This window comes from Tatumella sp. JGM118 (genome assembly GCF_018257515.1).
Lineage (GTDB): Bacteria > Pseudomonadota > Gammaproteobacteria > Enterobacterales > Enterobacteriaceae > Tatumella > Tatumella terrea.
The window spans coordinates 57,746-76,126 of sequence record NZ_JAERJR010000008.1 but is presented as its reverse complement, the minus strand read 5'-3'; the positions used below and the strand labels follow the sequence as shown (position 1 = coordinate 76,126).

The 18,381-nt window shown below is 51.4% G+C and carries 14 protein-coding genes and 1 pseudogene; 7 read left to right on the top strand and 8 right to left on the bottom strand.

What is annotated here, in order from left to right:
* Positions 1-194: 194 nt before the first annotated feature.
* Entirely contained in the window at positions 195-920 is a 726-nt protein-coding gene (gene ubiG / locus JK223_RS09750) for a bifunctional 2-polyprenyl-6-hydroxyphenol methylase/3-demethylubiquinol 3-O-methyltransferase UbiG (RefSeq protein WP_212713990.1), read from the bottom strand.
* 169 nt (positions 921-1,089) lie between these two features.
* Here ubiG and gyrA point away from each other — a divergent pair, with 169 nt between their 5' ends.
* Both gyrA and rcsC read left to right on the top strand, forming a co-directional pair.
* Complete coding sequence (gene gyrA, locus JK223_RS09745) at positions 1,090-3,726, top strand: DNA topoisomerase (ATP-hydrolyzing) subunit A (protein WP_212713989.1); 2,637 nt, start codon at positions 1,090-1,092, stop codon at positions 3,724-3,726.
* 204 nt (positions 3,727-3,930) lie between these two features.
* Positions 3,931-6,774, top strand: coding sequence for a two-component system sensor histidine kinase RcsC (gene rcsC / locus JK223_RS09740; protein WP_212713988.1), 2,844 nt, complete (start codon positions 3,931-3,933; stop codon positions 6,772-6,774).
* 174 nt (positions 6,775-6,948) lie between these two features.
* Here rcsC and rcsB read toward each other — a convergent pair whose 3' ends face one another.
* Entirely contained in the window at positions 6,949-7,596 is a 648-nt protein-coding gene (rcsB, locus tag JK223_RS09735) for a response regulator transcription factor RcsB (protein WP_025903355.1), read from the bottom strand.
* Positions 7,597-7,600: 4 nt separating this feature from the next.
* Positions 7,601-10,252, bottom strand: coding sequence for a phosphotransferase RcsD (rcsD, locus tag JK223_RS09730; RefSeq protein WP_212713987.1), 2,652 nt, complete (start codon positions 10,250-10,252; stop codon positions 7,601-7,603).
* Positions 10,253-11,186: 934 nt separating this feature from the next.
* On the opposite strand from rcsD, the gene ompC reads away from it, so the two are divergent.
* Positions 11,187-12,305: a porin OmpC gene (gene ompC, locus JK223_RS09725; RefSeq protein WP_212713986.1), complete on the top strand. Its 1,119-nt coding sequence runs from the start codon at positions 11,187-11,189 to the stop codon at positions 12,303-12,305.
* A 67-nt stretch (positions 12,306-12,372) separates the two neighbouring features.
* Here ompC and JK223_RS09720 read toward each other — a convergent pair whose 3' ends face one another.
* On the bottom strand, positions 12,373-12,555 hold the full coding sequence (locus JK223_RS09720) for a hypothetical protein (protein WP_212713985.1): 183 nt from the start codon (positions 12,553-12,555) through the stop codon (positions 12,373-12,375).
* 202 nt (positions 12,556-12,757) lie between these two features.
* Here JK223_RS09720 and apbE point away from each other — a divergent pair, with 202 nt between their 5' ends.
* Together apbE and JK223_RS09710 are read left to right on the top strand one after the other, a co-directional pair.
* Positions 12,758-13,801, top strand: coding sequence for an FAD:protein FMN transferase ApbE (gene apbE, locus JK223_RS09715; RefSeq protein ID WP_212713984.1), 1,044 nt, complete (start codon positions 12,758-12,760; stop codon positions 13,799-13,801).
* Positions 13,802-13,818: 17 nt separating this feature from the next.
* Entirely contained in the window at positions 13,819-14,427 is a 609-nt protein-coding gene (locus tag JK223_RS09710; RefSeq protein WP_212713983.1) for an alpha-ketoglutarate-dependent dioxygenase AlkB, read from the top strand.
* 4 nt (positions 14,428-14,431) lie between these two features.
* Here JK223_RS09710 and JK223_RS09705 read toward each other — a convergent pair whose 3' ends face one another.
* Positions 14,432-15,163 carry a 4'-phosphopantetheinyl transferase gene (locus tag JK223_RS09705; protein ID WP_212713982.1) on the bottom strand — a complete coding sequence of 244 codons (732 nt, stop codon included), beginning with the start codon at positions 15,161-15,163 and terminating at the stop codon, positions 14,432-14,434.
* A gap of 39 nt (positions 15,164-15,202) precedes the next feature.
* A complete protein-coding gene (locus JK223_RS09700) occupies positions 15,203-15,943 on the bottom strand; it encodes a GNAT family N-acetyltransferase (RefSeq protein ID WP_212713981.1) in 741 nt (246 codons plus the stop codon).
* Positions 15,944-16,124: 181 nt separating this feature from the next.
* Between JK223_RS09700 and JK223_RS09695 the strand changes: the two genes are divergently transcribed.
* A complete protein-coding gene (locus JK223_RS09695; RefSeq protein ID WP_212713980.1) occupies positions 16,125-17,027 on the top strand; it encodes a LysR family transcriptional regulator in 903 nt (300 codons plus the stop codon).
* 323 nt (positions 17,028-17,350) lie between these two features.
* Here the strand turns inward: JK223_RS09695 and JK223_RS09690 are convergent, their stop codons facing one another.
* Positions 17,351-17,491 (bottom strand): hypothetical protein, encoded by a 141-nt coding sequence (locus JK223_RS09690; RefSeq protein WP_212713979.1) that lies wholly within the window; start codon positions 17,489-17,491, stop codon positions 17,351-17,353.
* A gap of 179 nt (positions 17,492-17,670) precedes the next feature.
* On the opposite strand from JK223_RS09690, the gene JK223_RS09685 reads away from it, so the two are divergent.
* Complete coding sequence (locus JK223_RS09685) at positions 17,671-18,084, top strand: DoxX family protein (protein ID WP_212713978.1); 414 nt, start codon at positions 17,671-17,673, stop codon at positions 18,082-18,084.
* 46 nt (positions 18,085-18,130) lie between these two features.
* On the opposite strand, the pseudogene JK223_RS09680 reads toward JK223_RS09685, so the two are convergent.
* Positions 18,131-18,373, bottom strand: a pseudogene (locus JK223_RS09680) (hypothetical protein); the annotation flags it as partial.
* Between the last annotated feature and the right edge of the window lie 8 nt (positions 18,374-18,381).

Sequence of the window (18,381 nt, the reverse complement as noted above, 5' to 3'; positions counted from 1 at the left end):
ATGTCAACGTTTTAGAGAAAAAATTTCTTTTTGCGATCGGTCGCCGGTTTTTCGTTCACAGCAGGGGTGCCGGGGAAAGTCCTGCTGTATAGCAGGGTGAAAAAAGAGACTAAAACCGGATTATTTTCCGGCAGGAAAATTTTGTCGGCCTGCCGGAAAAAATAAAAGTATAACACTCCACAGAAAAGGCAGGGTTATACCGGGCGGCTCGTATGGACCATATAATTGACATCAACGCCGTGGCCAAGGCGGAACCTGTTGGTCAGCGGATTATAATGAAGACCCGTCATCCCTTCTTCGCGCAGTGACGTTTCATCGACCCAGTTAAGTAATTCGGCCGGACGAATGAATTTTTTCACATCATGGGTACCGCGCGGCACCATACGTAACACATATTCCGCTCCAAATACGGCCATCAGCCAGGCCTTAGGGTTACGGTTAATGGTTGAGAAAAACACCTGGCCGCCCGGCTTAACCAGTTTTGCACAGGCATGGATAACAGACTGCGGGTCCGGAACGTGTTCCAGCATCTCCATGCAGGTCACCACATCGTACTGCCCGGCAAACTCCGCGGCATGTTCTTCAACGGTTTGCTGAACATAGTGGACGGTCACCCCGGTTTCCAGGGCATGCAGCCGGGCAACTTCTAACGGTTCGGCCCCCATGTCCAGCCCGGTGACATTGGCACCTTCGCGGGCCATGCTTTCGGCAAGAATGCCGCCGCCGCAACCGACATCCAGAACTTTTTTACCAAACAGGCCCTGGCTGTTCTGACTGATATAGCCCAGTCGCAGCGGGTTAATACGGTGCAGAGGTTTGAACTCACCTTCCAAATCCCACCAGCGGGAAGCGACGGCTTCAAATTTCGCAATTTCCTGGTGGTCGACATTCTGTGGTTTTTCCTGAGAAGGCATATTCATATCACTACTCCTGACAAAATTTTCCCGAGTATAAACGCTTACAGCGCTTGCGGCATCCCCCGTCTGCGCCCCGGGGTAACTAATATGACGCTGACGTTCACCGCAGGGCTGGTTTGTGATATGATTTGCGGCCTTAACAGTCGGCAATATCTAGAGGGATATCGGCTCCATGAGCGACTTAGCAAGAGAAATCACACCGGTTAATATCGAGGAAGAATTAAAAAATTCTTATCTTGATTATGCCATGTCGGTCATCGTTGGCCGTGCATTACCTGACGTCCGCGACGGACTTAAGCCTGTACACCGTCGTGTACTGTTCGCCATGAGCGAACTGGGTAATGACTGGAATAAAGCCTACAAAAAATCTGCCCGTGTTGTCGGGGATGTGATAGGTAAATATCACCCGCACGGTGATTCCGCCGTTTATGACACCATTGTCCGTATGGCTCAGCCTTTCTCACTGCGCTATATGCTGGTGGACGGGCAGGGTAACTTTGGTTCTATCGATGGCGACTCCGCAGCCGCCATGCGTTATACCGAAGTCCGTATGGCGAAAATTGCCCATGAACTGCTGGCAGACCTGGACAAAGAAACCGTTGATTTTGTACCTAACTATGATGGTACAGAACAGATCCCTGAAGTTCTGCCGACGAAAGTGCCTAATTTGCTGGTTAACGGTTCCTCCGGGATTGCGGTGGGGATGGCAACCAACATTCCTCCGCATAACCTGAATGAAGTGATTAACGGTTGTCTGGCCTATATTGATGATAATGAGATCACCGTTGAAGGCCTGATGGAACACATTCCGGGCCCGGACTTCCCGACGGCAGCTATCATCAATGGCCGTCGCGGTATCGAAGAGGCCTACCGCACCGGACGTGGCAAAATTTATATCCGCGGGCGGGGACAAGTCGAAACTGACGCCAAAACCGGCCGCGAAACGATTATCGTGCACGAAATCCCTTATCAGGTGAACAAAGCCCGCCTGATTGAAAAGATCGCAGAACTGGTTAAAGAGAAGCGAATCGAAGGGATCAGCGCGCTGCGTGACGAATCGGATAAAGACGGTATGCGTATCGTCATTGAGATTAAGCGTGATGCCGTCGGTGAAGTGGTATTAAACAACCTCTATTCACTGACGCAGTTACAGGTGTCTTTCGGTATCAATATGGTTGCTCTGCACCAGGGCCAGCCAAAAATTATGCCGCTGAAAGATATCCTGGAAGCCTTCGTGCGTCACCGCCGTGAGGTGGTGACCCGCCGGACCATCTTTGAGCTTCGCAAAGCCCGTGACCGTGCCCATATCCTGGAAGGTCTGGCGGTAGCACTGGCAAATATTGACCCGATTATCGAGTTAATTCGTCGTGCACCTTCGCCGGCAGAAGCCAAAGCTGGCCTGGTATCCACTCCGTGGCAACTGGGTAACGTCGCAGCAATGCTTGAAAAAGCCGGAGATGATGCTGCACGTCCGGAATGGCTGGCACCGGAATTCGGTATCCGTGACGGTGCGTACTACCTGACCGAACAGCAGGCGCAAGCGATTCTGGACCTCCGTCTGCAGAAGCTGACCGGAATGGAACACGAGAAACTGCTGGATGAATACAAGCAGCTGCTGGACGAAATTGCCGCACTGATCTTTATTCTGCAGGACTCTGACCGTCTGATGGAAGTGATCCGTGAAGAACTGATGGCTGTCCGTGAACAATTTGGTGATAAGCGTCGTACCGAAATCACGGCAAACAGCGCGGATATTAATCTCGAAGACCTGATTAATCAGGAAGATGTGGTGGTTACGCTTTCACATCAGGGCTATGTGAAATATCAGCCTCTGACCGATTATGAAGCGCAGCGTCGTGGCGGTAAGGGCAAATCAGCGGCAAGGATCAAAGAAGAAGACTTTATTGATCGCCTGCTGGTCGCCAATACCCATGACACCATCCTCTGTTTCTCAAGCCGTGGTCGCCTCTACTGGATGAAAGTTTACCAGTTACCGGAAGCCAGCCGCGGGGCCCGTGGCCGGCCGATCGTTAACCTGCTGCCACTGGAAGCGAACGAGCGTATTACTGCCATTCTGCCGGTACGTGAGTACTCAGAAGGACTGAACATCTTTATGGCGACCGCCAGCGGCACCGTGAAGAAAACCGCGCTCACCGAATTCAGCCGTCCGCGTAGCGCCGGGATCATCGCCGTCAACCTGCGTGATGACGATGAATTGATCGGTGTGGCACTGACTGACGGTAATGATGAAGCGATGCTGTTCTCGGCGGCCGGTAAGGTCGTCCGCTTCTCGGAACAGGCCGTCAGACCGATGGGCCGTACAGCGTCAGGTGTTCGTGGTATCCGGCTGGCCGAAAATGACCGGGTGGTATCACTGATCATTCCTCGTGAAGAGGGCGCGATCCTGACAGTGACGCAGAACGGTTACGGTAAACGTACTGCCAACAGTGAGTACCCGACCAAGTCCCGTGCGACTCAGGGGGTTATCTCTATCAAGGTGACAGAGCGTAACGGTCCGGTGATCGGAGCGGTACAGGTGGTCGACAGTGATCAGATTATGATGATCACCGATGCCGGGACTCTGGTACGTACCCGTGTTTCTGAAGTCAGTGTGGTTGGCCGTAATACTCAGGGTGTCATCCTTATCCGTACGGCGGAAGATGAAAATGTCGTGGGTCTGCAACGTGTTGCTGAACCGGTCGAAGAAGATGAACTGGATGCGATCGACGGTACGGTCGCGGAAGGGGAAGACGAGATCGTTCAGGAAGCCGAACCGGATGACGATGCGGCACCGGAAGACCAGCAATAAGTCCGGCCTTCAGGTTACTCCGGAGAGACACCGCTTAGCGGTGTCTCTTTTTTTTACCCATTCTCCACCGCTGACAATCACGACAACACGGCCCGGGTTGTGATAATCTTACTCCCTTCAGGGATGACTTTGGCGTTACAGTGATGACGTGCAGGGCACCTTTCCGTCATTGAATTATTCCAGGCTTACTGCAGTGAGTATCCTTTGAAATATCTCGTCTCTTTTCGTACCACATTACGTGTTTCCCGTTATCTTTTCCGGGTTCTGGCGCTGTTGCTCTGGTTACTCGGCGGGCTGCTGAGTGCCTTTTATTTGCTTAATGTGTTACATGAGAAAGAGTCCGATATCCGGGAACAACTGTCCGGCAATTTCAGCCAGGCGGCATGGTATGTTGCGCATACTAATGAAGCGATGCGCGAACTTAAGTACATTACCGAAGGCCAGCTTAATGAGACGCCTGACGGGAATACCTTCACTCTCAGTAGCGGGAATAAAGACTTCTCGCCTCAGTACTCCCCGTTGTTCAGTGATGATGATTGCAGCACGACCAGTGCTTCCTGGCGCTCGACCTTATCCATGATGGGGGGATTTATTCATTACTGGGAAAGCCAGTATGTTTCTTCGTATGAGATGAGCCGGATTTTTCTGCTGAATAATGGCAGCAATTGTCTGGCAACCTTCTCTTTCGGTAACAGTGATGTCAGCGGGGATTACAGCAACCGCTCGCTGCAGGAAAATGTATTACGCTTTCATAACAGTAGCCTCAATGAGCAGCGCAATCCTGTGTACTGGATCACCGCCGGCAACCAGCCGGGGGTCGGGGCGTTTTATATGATGATGCCGGTGTATACCGGAAATCAGCCGGTAGCGCTGTTGAGCTTTGAGCAAAATCTCCGTCTGGATGAACTGACGACGCCGGGCAGTATTCCTGTCGTGACGTCGATTATTAACAGCGATAACCAACTGCTGCTGTCCACGGATAAAGACGCGACCAGCAGTAGCTTCGAATGGCTGCCGGACGATAAACTCTGGTTCGGCTACAGCGAAGGGTACCGTCAGTTGATCCTCAAGCGGTCGCTGACGTCCAGTCCGTTCAGTATTGTCTATTCATTGTCGACCGGATTGCTGTTTAACCAGATGAAGCTGATGATCATCAATGCGGTGTTACTTAATATCTTCAGTGCATTATTACTGATGGTGCTGGCGATGATTTTTGAGCGGCGCATGCTCTATCCGGCGGAGGAGAATGCTATTCGTCTGGAAGAACATGAGCAATTTAACCGCAAGATTGTCGCTTCGGCGCCGGTCGGTATCTGTATTTTGCGCACCAGTGATGGCAGCAACGTCCTGAGTAATGAACTTGCCCATAACTACCTGAGCCTGCTGACCGCAGAGGATAAAGTGCGGCTGACGGATATTATCAGTGGTCAGCAGGTTAATTTTGTCGATGTGCTGACCGGCTCGAATACCAACCTGCAAATCAGTTTTGTTCACAGCCGTTACCGTAATGAAGATGTGGCGATTTGCGTACTGGTGGATGTCAGCGCCAGGATCAAGATGGAGCAGTCGCTGCAGGAAGTGGCCGATGCCGCAGAACAGGCCAGCCAGTCAAAATCGATGTTCCTGGCCACGGTCAGTCATGAGTTACGCACCCCGCTGTATGGCATTATCGGCAACCTGGACTTACTGAAGACCCGTGAACTGCCAAGAAATACGGAAGCGCTGGTCAGTGCCATGAATAACTCTTCAGACCTGTTGCTGAAAATTATTAACGATATTCTCGATTTCTCGAAGATTGAGTCTGAACAGCTGAAAACCGAACCTTGTCTGTTCTCACCGCACGAGATGGTCGGGCATATCATTTCTAACTATCTGTCGCTGGTCGTAAAAAAGCGGCTGACCCTCTATTGTATGATCGAGCATGACGTACCGACCTCTCTGTTTGCAGACCCGATGCGGCTGCAACAGGTTGTCTCGAATCTGCTGAGTAATGCGATAAAATTCACTCATACAGGCTGCATTATCCTGCATCTGTATCAGCATGAGGGATACCTGGCTTTCCGGCTGCGTGATACCGGGGTCGGTATTCCGACACGCGATGTATTACGGTTATTTGATCCGTTCTTTCAGGTCGGGACGGGCGTACAGCGGAACTTTCAGGGAACCGGGCTGGGGCTGGCCATCTGCGAAAAACTGGTCAGTATGATGGATGGCGATATTGCGGTGGAATCTGAACCGGGGATGGGCAGCCAGTTTACGGTACGCATTCCTGTCTATCAGGGCCAGTGGCAGCCCGCAGCCACGGATCTCTCCGGCCGGCGGGTCTGTATTGATCTGAAAAATCCCCTGTATGCCGATTATCTCAGCCGGAATCTGCAGGCACTTTCGGTCATCGTCAGCCGGGATCGGACACAACTGACCCCACAGGATATTTACATTACCGACGGTGATGACGTCAGCGGACTGGTATGCCGGGCGCGGATCTGCTTCAGCAGTGAACACACCGGATTCCCGATGGAAATTCAGCCAGGTACCTGGGTTACGACGACGTCTATGCCCCATGAGTTACCGGATCTGCTGCGGCGCATTTTCCGTCCGGCCATTGAGAACAAATATCCGGCCATAGCGCCGGAAGATAAACCGCAAGCCGCGTGCCACGATGATATTCTGATTCTGGTGGTTGACGATCATCCTATCAACCGGATGCTTCTATCCGGTCAGTTACACACCATCGGTTATCAGGTTAAAACAGCCCAGGATGGCGTGGATGCATTAAATGTCCTGCAGCGAATTGACGCGGATATCATCCTGACGGATGTGAATATGCCGAATATGGACGGCTATCTCCTTACCCGGACGTTACGTGAGTCCGGCTGGACTCGTCCGGTGATTGGCGTTACGGCGAATGCGCTGGCCGATGAGAAACAAAATTGTCTGGAAGCCGGTATGGACGCCTGTCTCTCCAAACCCGTGACTCTGCAGGAACTTGGGTCTACGCTGGCAGCGTATGTGGAACGCATCCGGCGGGAACGGGTATCGGCAGACTAAGCCAGCGCTGTGCGCGTGCGACAGCAGCAGATTATCGCAGAAACTGCGCGCGGCGTTGGCCGGGCAGGCTGTCAGCGGTATCCATGCTTAGCGGAAGAGTAAGACAGGATCCGGTGGATAGGGTGATGTTATCCGTCCGGAGCCCTGCCACGATAGCAGGGCACCGGATACCGGTTATTCTTTAGGCAAGCTGCTGCTCACCGAAGAAAGGTAGTTCAGCAGGGCAATATCGTTGTCGACACCCAGCTTCATCATGGCAGATTTTTTCTGACTACTGATGGTTTTGATGCTGCGGTTTAGTTTACGGGCGATCTCGGTCACCAGGAAACCTTCGGCAAACAGGCGCAATACTTCACTCTCTTTCGGGGACAGACGTTTGTCACCGTAACCGCCGGCACTGATTTTTTCCAGTAATTTAGCCACTGACTCAGGGGTGTATTTCTTCCCTTTCTGCAGGGCGGCCAGTGCCTTAGGCAGGTCCGTCGGTGCACCCTGTTTCAGTACAATCCCTTCAATATCCAGGTCCAGTACCGAGCTCAGGATGGCAGGGTTATTATTCATCGTCAGGACGATGATAGCCAAATCAGGGTAATGACGTTTGATATATTTGATCAGCGTGATCCCGTCGCCGTACTTATCGCCAGGCATCGACAGGTCGGTGATCAGTACATTGGCTTCGAGCTTAGACAGGCTATTGATCAGTGCTGTGGAGTCTTCAAACTCACCGACGACATTAACCCACTCGATCTGTTCGAGTGATTTACGGATCCCGAACAAGACTATCGGGTGATCATCGGCAATAATTACGTTTAAGTTATTCATCTTTTTATTTACCTTGCTGCAATAGTTTGTTGACGTAGTCGTCAATGTCCCTGGCAGCTTCTTTAATGTTTAAATCATCGCACTTTTCAATGAAAAGCTCTAACTGCTCACACTGTGCTTTTCCGGCCTCGAGACCCAGCATCGCGAAAACGCCTTTAAGCCGGTGTGCTGTCAGAGCGAGTGCGGCATAATCTTTATCAGCAAGTTCAAGAGATAATTTAGTGACGTCATCGGGTACAGTATCCTTAAATATCTGAAAATATCCGGGTTCCTCTAACACTGAATTCCCGGTAGTTTCAGGAGCATCCTCCATCTCATCCTCGGTCAGTTGTTTTTCAATCAATGAAAGCAGAGCTTCCAGAAATGCCTGATTCAGATTGTAATTCGCACGGTACTGCTGCGGGGTAATGGCTGAATATCCTGGCTCCGTCCCCGTAATCAGCACTGCCCATCCCGAGAGCCTGGCCGGCACATCAGTGATCAGGAAGTCATAGTCCTGGACTGAAACCCGCTCGTCGGCAATCACACATTTTGCCCCCCAGTACTCCAGCTGACGGCTAACGATTTTATAGATATCATCAACCACCACATCGACCAATACTGTAATTCCGTCCAGTATTTTCTCATCCTGCTCCGTCTCCTGTGCCTGTACCGGCAATGAGAGAGTGACACTGTAATGGGTGCCCAGATCTGTCTTAGAGACCATATCCAGCTTTCCGTTCAATGCCTGACAGAACTGACGACAGAAAAACAGGTCCATGCTGTTCGACTTTTCGTCGTTCAGTGTGCTGACATCGCCGCTGAACGGAAAATGTGCGTTCTCAAGCTCTGTCTTATTCAGACCCTGACCAGTATCTACAATATTTACCATTAGTCGATCAGTTTGTTCCGGGCTTGCACTGATTCGGACAGAAATTTTGCCCCAGCGGGTGGTTCCGAAGGAATACCACAGCAATGTCATCAGGATTTTTCTGACAATGCTGCTGTCACCGCGCCGAATCTCATCAGCGGGGCGAAGATTATTCACAATAATGTCCAGGCCACGCGGGTTCAACGCAGGGAGGAGTTCGGTCACGATTTCATCCAGCATTTTCTGCAGGCTGAACGGCTGTTCATCTGCGGACCAGCGATGATTTTCCAGCTCATTGAGCAGAATAATATTGTCCGTGAGACGTAACAGGTGGTCACTGTAATCAGCCAGCGGCTGCCAGTCAGCAAGGGCGACAGAGTCCTGCAGTTCAGAAAGATGGTGGCGCAGACGTGTCACCGGCTGACGGAACGTGCGGCCGATATTTTCCAGCAACTGGCGACGGATAAGATGATTTTTATCCAGCACCTTCTGTGCATGCTGTAGTTTTTTATTAATCAGAATTTCGCGATCCTGATTACTGATAATAAAGAAACGATATTGAGGCGAGCAGCGGCTCTGCTGATGCCTGACTTCATAGACTTCATTATTAATCGTTACCTGCAGCACACCCTGAACATTTTCTGACAACGAGACTATCTTCTGCAGATTCAGGTGCGGGATCAGTTGGGCAGCTTTCTCGTTACTGACGACCTCACGATGCGCATTAAAATCATAGATAACAAAGCCAACCGGCAGGCTATCGACCATCTCTTTGTTCAGGATGCGCAGCAACTCCAGTTCGGGATTACTGTTATCTTCCTGTGGTGTCTGATAACGCCGTAGCAGAAAGCTGGCGGTCAGAGACAGTACAAGCAACAGCAGGCATAAACAAAGGGTCAGGGCAAACTCGTGAATCGCCTGATTGACCAGCATCAGAATTGAAACCTGATACGAGATCAGCATTGATGATGAAGAAAGCGGTGCCAGCAATTCAACCGATGCAGTTGCCAGATTCACTCTGTCTGCTGTGGGCATATCCGGACTGCCGGAGTCGGTATCATGAAACATCATCCGGTCCGGCCTGAGATTGCCGGTTAGTAAATCGTTAATGGGCAGATCAAAGGCCAGCACCGTGGCCAGATGGCCTGGCTGGTTAAACGTCGTTCTCAACGTAAAATAGTAGTCATCGCTGTCTGCTGTGTGGCGTAACTCAGAGAAACTTTCACGTTCATCCAGGGTATTGGCTTGCTGAAGCATTTCAGCTCTGCGGGTCGAGACCAGTCCGGTAATACTTTCACCGTTATAGCGGACCATCATATCTTTCAGAGGCAGAGTCGAGACCATCGTCATACTGTTATCCTGGCCATTCAGGTAGTACATGGACCAGACATTCTTTTTGATGCCCCACAGGGTATTCAGGAAGTCAGAAATATTATCGGCGGTTGCCAGTGTATTGCTGCCATGAGAACCAAAGATCAGCGCCTGCGTCTTGCCCTGTTCAGTTACCGGGGCATAAATGTCCGGCCGCAGACGGATCTCCTGCAAGCCGCTGGAGGAAGTGTCGTCATCATCGCTGTCCGCCGTGCTGTTCTGATTCTGATAGATCTGCCAGGTAGCAAACCGGTAGGTATCGACACGTAATTGCAGGGACCGCGAGAAATTGCCCAGCAGGGCCTGCTGATGGTGTAACTGGGCCCCCAGACTGTCATAAATGATGCTCAGGAAAATAACGACCACGATGATGTTGAACAACATCATGAGCTTGAACAGCGGTCTTGAGAGCAACTGGCTATTTTTTCCGGGCATAACGATCTGAACCTGAGGTCAAAGAGAACTTACAAACGAAGAGGGATCCACACAGTCAGGCTGTGTACCACCAGCCATTATCCGGGCCGTATTTTCACCGCCGGGCGTCACTGCTTTCCTGGCAGAAGACAGTTTAACCGGCTAAAAGTATCGTCAAAAAATGCGGAAGTAAAGGCAGAGTGAGAAATAAACCCCCGCTTAACCCGTCGTGTGGCGAACGTCTTGCAGAGAAATGTCCCGCCGGACATATTTTTGTTATTTCAAGGCCAGGGCGGGGATCTGATTTACCCTTCAGTAATAAAATAACTGTTTATATTTAGCCGAATCCTTTCAGTCGCTACTGTCCCGGAGGATGTTTTTGTTAATTCCTGTTTATAGATAATTTTTATTTCACTGATGAAATGAAGGGCGCGAAGATAACAGACTCTGTTTATGAAGGCGTGATGGCCAGGGATGGCAGGGCAACAGGGGAAATATTAAAAAAAACCGGGCTCGTGGCCCGGTGGGAATTATAAAATACTCATTCGGGGGAATGAAGATAATAATGAAATAAATGATGATAGCAGAGCCAAGTATATCTCTCCGCCTTACACTTTATTTACCTTTCAGTGCGGTAAAGTTTAACCTTTTGAGTTTTGTGAACCCTTACAAATTTCTTTTGCAATAAGTGCCTTATTGATTGGGTATCGTGATTTTTAGTTGATTTGACCAATAGTGCGGATTAAAAGAGAATAATGAAATTAAGAAAGTTCCCGGTAGAAATACTTTGTCGTTAATTTCAAAGAAATTGAAACTATTTAGGCTGTTTAGTATCATTTCGTTGATAGAAAGGCAGCTTTCCTGATTTAACATGACGTTACGTGTAGTTTTTGACATTTTTATACATTGACCTGAGCCGTCGCTGACGCCTGAAGGTCCCTTTGAGGGTGATAACATGAAATTAAGCGTTCTTTCATTACTGGTTCCTGTACTTCTTGCTGCGGGCTCCGCCAGTGCCGCTGAAATTTACAATAAAGACGGTAACCAGTTAGATCTGTACGGTAAAGTGGATGGCCTGCACTATTTTTCCGGTAATAACGGTCAGGACGGCGACCAGTCGTACGTGCGTTTAGGCTTTAAGGGTGCCACGCAAATCTCTGATCAGTTATCCGGCTATGGCCAGTGGGAATATCAGATGGCTGCGAATAACGCCGAATCTCAAGGTGCTGCAGATAATTTTACCCGTGTCGGCTTTGCCGGGTTGAAATTCGATAACGACGGCTCCTTAGATTATGGTCGTAATTATGGCGTTATTTACGACGTATCCGGCTGGACCGATGTGTTACCTGAGTTTGGCGGAGACACGTACGGTGCCGATAACTTTATGTTCCAGCGCTCCAGTGGATTATTAACCTATCGTAATACGGATTTCTGGGGCCTGATTAACGGTCTGAATGTGGCTGTCCAGTATCAGGGTAAAAACGGCAGTGCGACCGAAACCGCAAATGGTCGTGATGTCTTAGGCCAGAACGGTGATGGCTGGGGTATGAGCGCGACCTATGATCTGGGTCAGGGTGTATCACTGGGTGGTGCGATGTTCTCATCTAACCGTACCGACGAGCAGAATAACTACTCCGTTGATGGCAACCATATTCTGGGTAACGGCGACAAAGCTCAGGCGTATACCGGTGGCGTAAAATATGATGCCAACAATGTCTATCTGGCGGCTATGTACACCCGTTCTTATAACGCAACCCGTTTCGGTTCCAGCAGCTCCACCGCGTATGGTTATGCGAATAAGGCGGATAACTGGGAATTAGTGGCACAGTATCAGTTTGACTTTGGTCTGCGTCCGTCGCTGGCTTATGTGACTTCACGCGGCAGTGATATCGGTAAATACGGTTCACAGGATCTGAAAAAATACATTGATGTCGGTACTACATATTACTTTAATAAAAATATGTCGACCTATGTTGACTATCAGATTAATCTGATGAAAGACAACGACTTCACCGATAGCGCGGGTATCAATACCGATAATATCGTTGGTGTGGGTCTGGTCTACCAGTTCTGATCGACGGCGGGGAATAACGTGATGTTATTCCCCGCATAATTTCCGGCAAAAATACCCGCAGAACGCCTCACTGGCGTTCTTCAGCCTTTGAACGGCAGGCGTGATCCGTGGCTCCTGCAAACAGCTCCTGAGAGTTTCCCCCCGAATAGTTACCTTCCAGCGCGGCTCCTGCCTGAGTGAGTACGCCGGAGGCGACCCATTCTGCCCATAACGCTTTTATCTTACGGGTGAACACCGGATTCATTTTCATCTGCACCTCCGCTCATTAACACCGGACCTGCAATCGACGCTGCAATAACTATGCCAGCGCGTAGCACGGATATTCACGGGCAGCGCCGTCAGTTTTGCTAATATACTGCCTCTGTATGGTGCAGTGAGCCCCTGTCGGTGGCGCAAAGACGGGCAGAGGCGAACACGCTGCACACCTGTTTATTTATTTCGGGTAATCATTGATGAAAGCATTTTCAGGTGCGGGCTTACTGTTCGCAGCAGCCCTGACCCTCGCCGGTTGTGATAATTCACCGGCAGTGTCGGCACAAAACAGCGTCCTGTCAGGTAAGACGATGGGGACCGTCTGGCGTGTTACGGTTGCCGGGGTGCCGGCGACCCGGTTGCCACAGTTGCAGGAGGCCATCAGCCGCCAGCTCAGTCAGGACGATCAGGAGCTTTCTACCTGGAAGCCGGACTCTGCGTTATCCCGTTTTAATCAGTACCGGGGAACGGCACCGTGGCCGGTCAGTGAAGGGATGGCAGATATTGTGACAATGGCCCTGCGCATCGGACAAAAAACCGACGGCGCCATGGATATTACCGTCGGGCCGCTGGTGAACCTGTGGGGGTTTGGTCCGGTTGCCGCCCCCGAACACACCCCGGACCCGCAAGCCATAGAGAGTGCTAAGGCTCTCACCGGGCTGCAACACCTGAAAGTGATCCAGACTTCACAGGGGCAGGCCTTGCAGAAAGATCTGCCGGGATTGTATGTTGACCTGTCGACCATGGGGGAAGGGTACGCGACCGATCATCTGGCCCGGCTGATGGAATCTGAAGGTGTTACCAATTACCTGGTCTCGGTGGGAGGCGCCTTGCTGTCACGGGGCCAGAGTGCCGGAGGACGTCCGTGGCGTGTAGCTATCCAGCAACCGACAGACCAGGAGGATGTGGCGCAGGCCGTGGTCGATCTTCAGGGACATGGGATCAGTACGTCCGGAGATTACCGCAATTACTATGAACTGGACGGTAAACGTATCTCCCATATTATCGATCCGGTGACCGGCCGGCCGATTGAGCATAAACTGGCCTCAGCCACCGTTATCGCCACTACGGCGATGGAAGCCGATGGCTGGGACACCGGGCTGATGGTACTTGGCACGGAAAAAGCGAAGGCACTGGCCATCAAACAGCACCTGGCCGTTTTTCTGATTATCCGTGAAGGGAACAAATTTGTGACCTGGAGCTCACCCTTATTTAAATCTTTCCTGGTTTCACAGGATCATTAACCGGGAGATGTGACCTGATGCTGGATCTGTTTGAAGGTGAAGCGCCCTGGCAGGAGGTGCTGGCAGAAGATGCAGTGATCCTGCGCCGTTATGCCAGAGAGGACGATCAATGGTTATTTCGCCACATTATGCAGGTGGCTTCGTTACGTCCGTTTCAGCATCGGATCACTCCGGGCGGGTTCCGGATGTCGGTGGCCATGACTCACTGCGGTTCACGCGGCGGTTATCCGGAAAACCCGCCGGTGCCGCCGGTCAGTCTTCCGGCAGAACTGCAGCAGTTTGCTGTCAGAACTGCCGGCAGCGCCGGCTTCAGCGGCTTTTTACCGGACTCATGTCTGATGAACCGGTATGCCCCTGGCAGTAAACTCACGCTGCATCAGGATAAAGATGAAAAAGATTTACGTCAGCCTATCGTCTCTGTGTCTCTCGGATTACCGGCAGTGTTTCAGTTCGGCGGGTTTGATCGGGCGGATGCTCTGCAGCGGGTACTGCTGGAACATGGCGATGTCGTCGTCTGGGGCGGACGCTCCCGGTTACGTTTCCACGGTATCGCTCCGGTGAAACCAGGTTCCCACCCGCTGACCGGGGCGTATCGCTACAACATGACTTTTCGTTGTGCCGGATAACGGGTCAGCCGGCCACTATCCAGCTAAACACCTGCGCCTCTGTACGCAGAAATCTCGCCGGGAATTCCCGGCCCTGAGGCAGTTCTTCCCCCAGTCTCTCTCTCAGACGCAGAGACGCCTGGCCGGTGTCCGGGTCAAAGGCTGTAATTTCTGCCTGCATAAAATCAATATACTGGCGAACGACCGGCCACAGGGCTTTATACAGGCTCTCTTTCAGAGAAAAAAGCACCGTCACGGCCACAGTCCAGGGCAGTGCACAGGCTGTCAGCAGCAATTTTTCCTGTTCATTCATCAGTAAGTGGGTAATTTCATCGGCAGTTTGAGGGCTGACCCAGCTTTCCACATCACACCCTGCCAGCCGGCCCTGGTGATCAGCCAGTAAAAAAGCCGTTCCGGCACTATGGGATAAAGAACCGTTAAATCCTGCGGGCCAGCAGGGAGAACGATCTGCATTATTGGTGAGCACAAAGTCAGGGATGCCGTAGCGGGCAAAAACAGTACCCGCCAGCCACCGGCTGGCAAGGTATTCGGCCTGACGTTTCGGTGAAGCGAGGCGGACAGCCTGCGGACAAGGGATCGAATATTGCCCGAAATCCCGGGGGTGATAATGAGCGAGATCGAATGTCACACTGGCCAGCAGGGGGGAAGTCCCGCTAATTACCCCCTGTATCAGGAACTGTCCTGCGGGCAGGGAGAGCGGCTGGCCGGGGAGGGCATTATCTGCGGGGGAAATCATGTCCACGATGCTGAAGACCGGGCCGGAAACGACAGACGGCTAAGCACGCGGATCTGCCTGCGTTTGTGCCTGCTGGATCATTTGCTGTAACCGGAACTGTTGTTCTCCCTGTGCATTAAAATTATCTGCAGATAACCAGCGCTGAAAGGCCATTTTCAGTGCCGGCCAGTCACTGTCGATAACCGAAAACCAGGCCGTATCGCGGGAACGTCCTTTGTACACTACCGCCTGACGAAAAATGCCTTCAAACTGAAAACCTAACCGTGACGCCGCATTACGGGAGGGGGCATTCAGACTGTCACACTTCCACTCATAACGACGATAGCTGAGTTCAGAAAATACATACTGCATCAGCAGAAACTGGGCTTCGGTGGATAAAAGGGTCCGCTGTAAGGAGGGTGAAAACATCACATTCCCCACTTCAGTGACCCCGTTTCTGACATCTGTCCGCATCAGTGAAAGCAGGCCAACGGCCTTTTCAGACCGCAGGTCAACGACGGCGAAAAAGAGCGGGTCACGGCTCGCAACTGCCGTACGGATAAAAGCACTGAAACTCTGCGGGTCATCGAAAGGACCGACGGACAGGTAGGTCCAGAAGGATGGACTACCGTTTGCCGGATGAAATGCCTGATAAAGGGAGTCGGTATGCTGTGTGGCATTTAGCGGTTCAAGACGGCAGTATTGCCCGGTCAGCGTGACCGGCTCAGGGAAAGTACGCGCCTGCCAGTTTTCCAGCGCGGGGCCTGTCGGCTGCCCGAAAATATTCAGATTCTGTTCCATGCATGTTCCCGGTTTTTCGTCATTCTGATTTAACATAGCCGCCGGTGTGCAAGAGTGCAATCGTTTCATGTCACCACAGGGATCCCTCGTTCAGCAGACAGATAACGGCCGAAAAATGTTAAGCTGCCCTCCGGGAACCGTCTGCGGATGGACGGTATCAGAGCTTACCGGAATCCTTGTTATGACTCTTGAAGATATGCGTATTTTTATCATGGTGGTGAATACCGGTAGTTTTACGGCAGCCGCTGAACGACTGATGCTTTCCAAACAGTTCGTCAGTCGCCGGGTCGCTGCATTAGAAACCCGGCTGGCGACACGTTTGCTGATCCGGAATACCCGACGCTTATCGGTCACTGATGTCGGACAGGTCTTCTTTCGCCATGCCAGCCGGATCCTTGATGAAGTCAGACAAACAGAAGAAGCGATCTCCCTGCGCCAGACCCGGCTGATGGGCAGTTTTAAGATAAGCCTGCCCCATATTTTTGGTCTGCGTCATGTCGCGCCGTTACTTTCCCGGTTTCAGCAGCAACACCCGGAGGTGACTCTGGCTATCGAAGTGAATGACCGGTTCGTTGACCTGGTGGGTGAAGGGGTCGATTTAGCCTTCAGAATTGGTGCTCTGGCAGATTCAGGTCTGATCGCGCGTCAACTGGACGTTCTGCCGATGGTTCTTTGTGCCAGTCCTTCTTACCTGCAGTCGGCCGGTGTTCCGCAGCATCCGGATGACCTGCTGAAGCATCCCTGTCTGCGCTATGGCCGTGAGGGACAACAGGGCTGGGAACTGACCGTTGCCGGACAACGTTATCCTGTCGCTGTCGGTGGTCCGGTAACCAGTAATAACGGGGAAGTGATCCGTGAGTCCGCCGAAGCCAGTTTGGGGATCGCGCTGCTACCGCATTTTGTGGTCGGCGAAGCTATCCGGCAGGGAAGACTGATCAGCATTCTTACGGATTTTACCCCACCGGGATTAACGCTGAATGCACTGTACCCTCAGCATCGCCAGCACAACCCGGTGATCCGCGCATTACTGACTTTTATCAGCGAGCAGCTTTTCCCCCTGCAGTCAGAGACAGAGGGCTCCTGATAGCCTCCTGCTACGACAAAATGGCCTTAGCCAATGGCCGTCCTGCAAATAATCAGGCAAAGTTTTGCTGTATTTGTTCAAAAAAAATGAACGATCTCCGGCTGTCTCACTGACAGAGTGTGCCGCTATCAGGGGATTCCTGTCTCAACCGATCGGGATTAATTTTATCATTAAAACATAATGTTAAATGAATATTTTCACTGTGCGATGACAGAAAAATGTTGTCTGCTGCAAAAATCAGAACGCTTCCATGAGGGATTGTCCACTGCAGGGGGACAGTCTGTCTTTTATGACGGATATTGATACTCAATTTAGTTGATGTACTATGACGACATTCCGCTGGCAAGGCAGAGGAATGAAATAATTTCCGGCTCATAAAGCGTCTGAGTGAGAGGGAAGATCAGGCCGGGTGAGTTACCCTGTGGCAGATCACCGATACAGGGTAACTTACGTTTCGCTGGCATAATCGTTCAGGTCACGGGTGCGGTTTAAAGCTGAAAGCGTGATTAACCGATAGTTTCCGCTACCACCGGGTACCGGACACTGTCATAAAAATATTATTAATCAGAATATTGATGCTTATATGCAGACTTTCCATACCGGTCAGTCGGGGAATAAGCACTTTTGAGGCGAGGGTCATACTATGCAATATCTGTCATTAGAAAAATACCGTAACGGTCTGCTGTTATTAGTCCGTATTCTGTTAATGGTTCTGTTTGTACTGTTCGGCTGGGAAAAACTGATCGGTTTTTCAGGCACGATTGGCTATATGGCTTCTGTCGGTGCGCCGTTACCTTCAGTGGCTGCAGCGGTTGCCGTTATCGTTGAGCTGGGCTTTGGTATCCTGATTATTGCCGGTTTCTATACCCGCCCGCTGGCGATTGTGCTGGCTGTTTATACGGTGATCACTGGTCTGATGGGCCATCAGTACTGGCATATGACCGGTATGGAGCAATATATGGCGATGATTAACTTCTATAAAAATATCAGTATTGCGGGGGGCTTCCTGGCGCTGGCGCTGACCGGTCCCGGCAAATATTCCATCGACCGCAAATAAACTAACTCAATGACTGAAACACCGGCCCCGGCCGGTGTTTTTTGTATTATGGCTTTGTCATTTTCCCTGGTATCACAGTCAGGCCGCTGAACAGCGCAGCCCCTATGCCGGCAATTTTCCTGTTCAGTACGTCCATTTTTGCATCATTATCTGTGATATAGATGACCAGGATATGTGACGGTTTCCCGGCTGGCCCCGTTACCGCGATGATGCCGCGTGAGCCATGTTCACCGGCTCCCGATTTATCCGCAATAAACCAGCCCGCCGGAAGTACCTTGCGCAGAAGGGGCAGGTGAG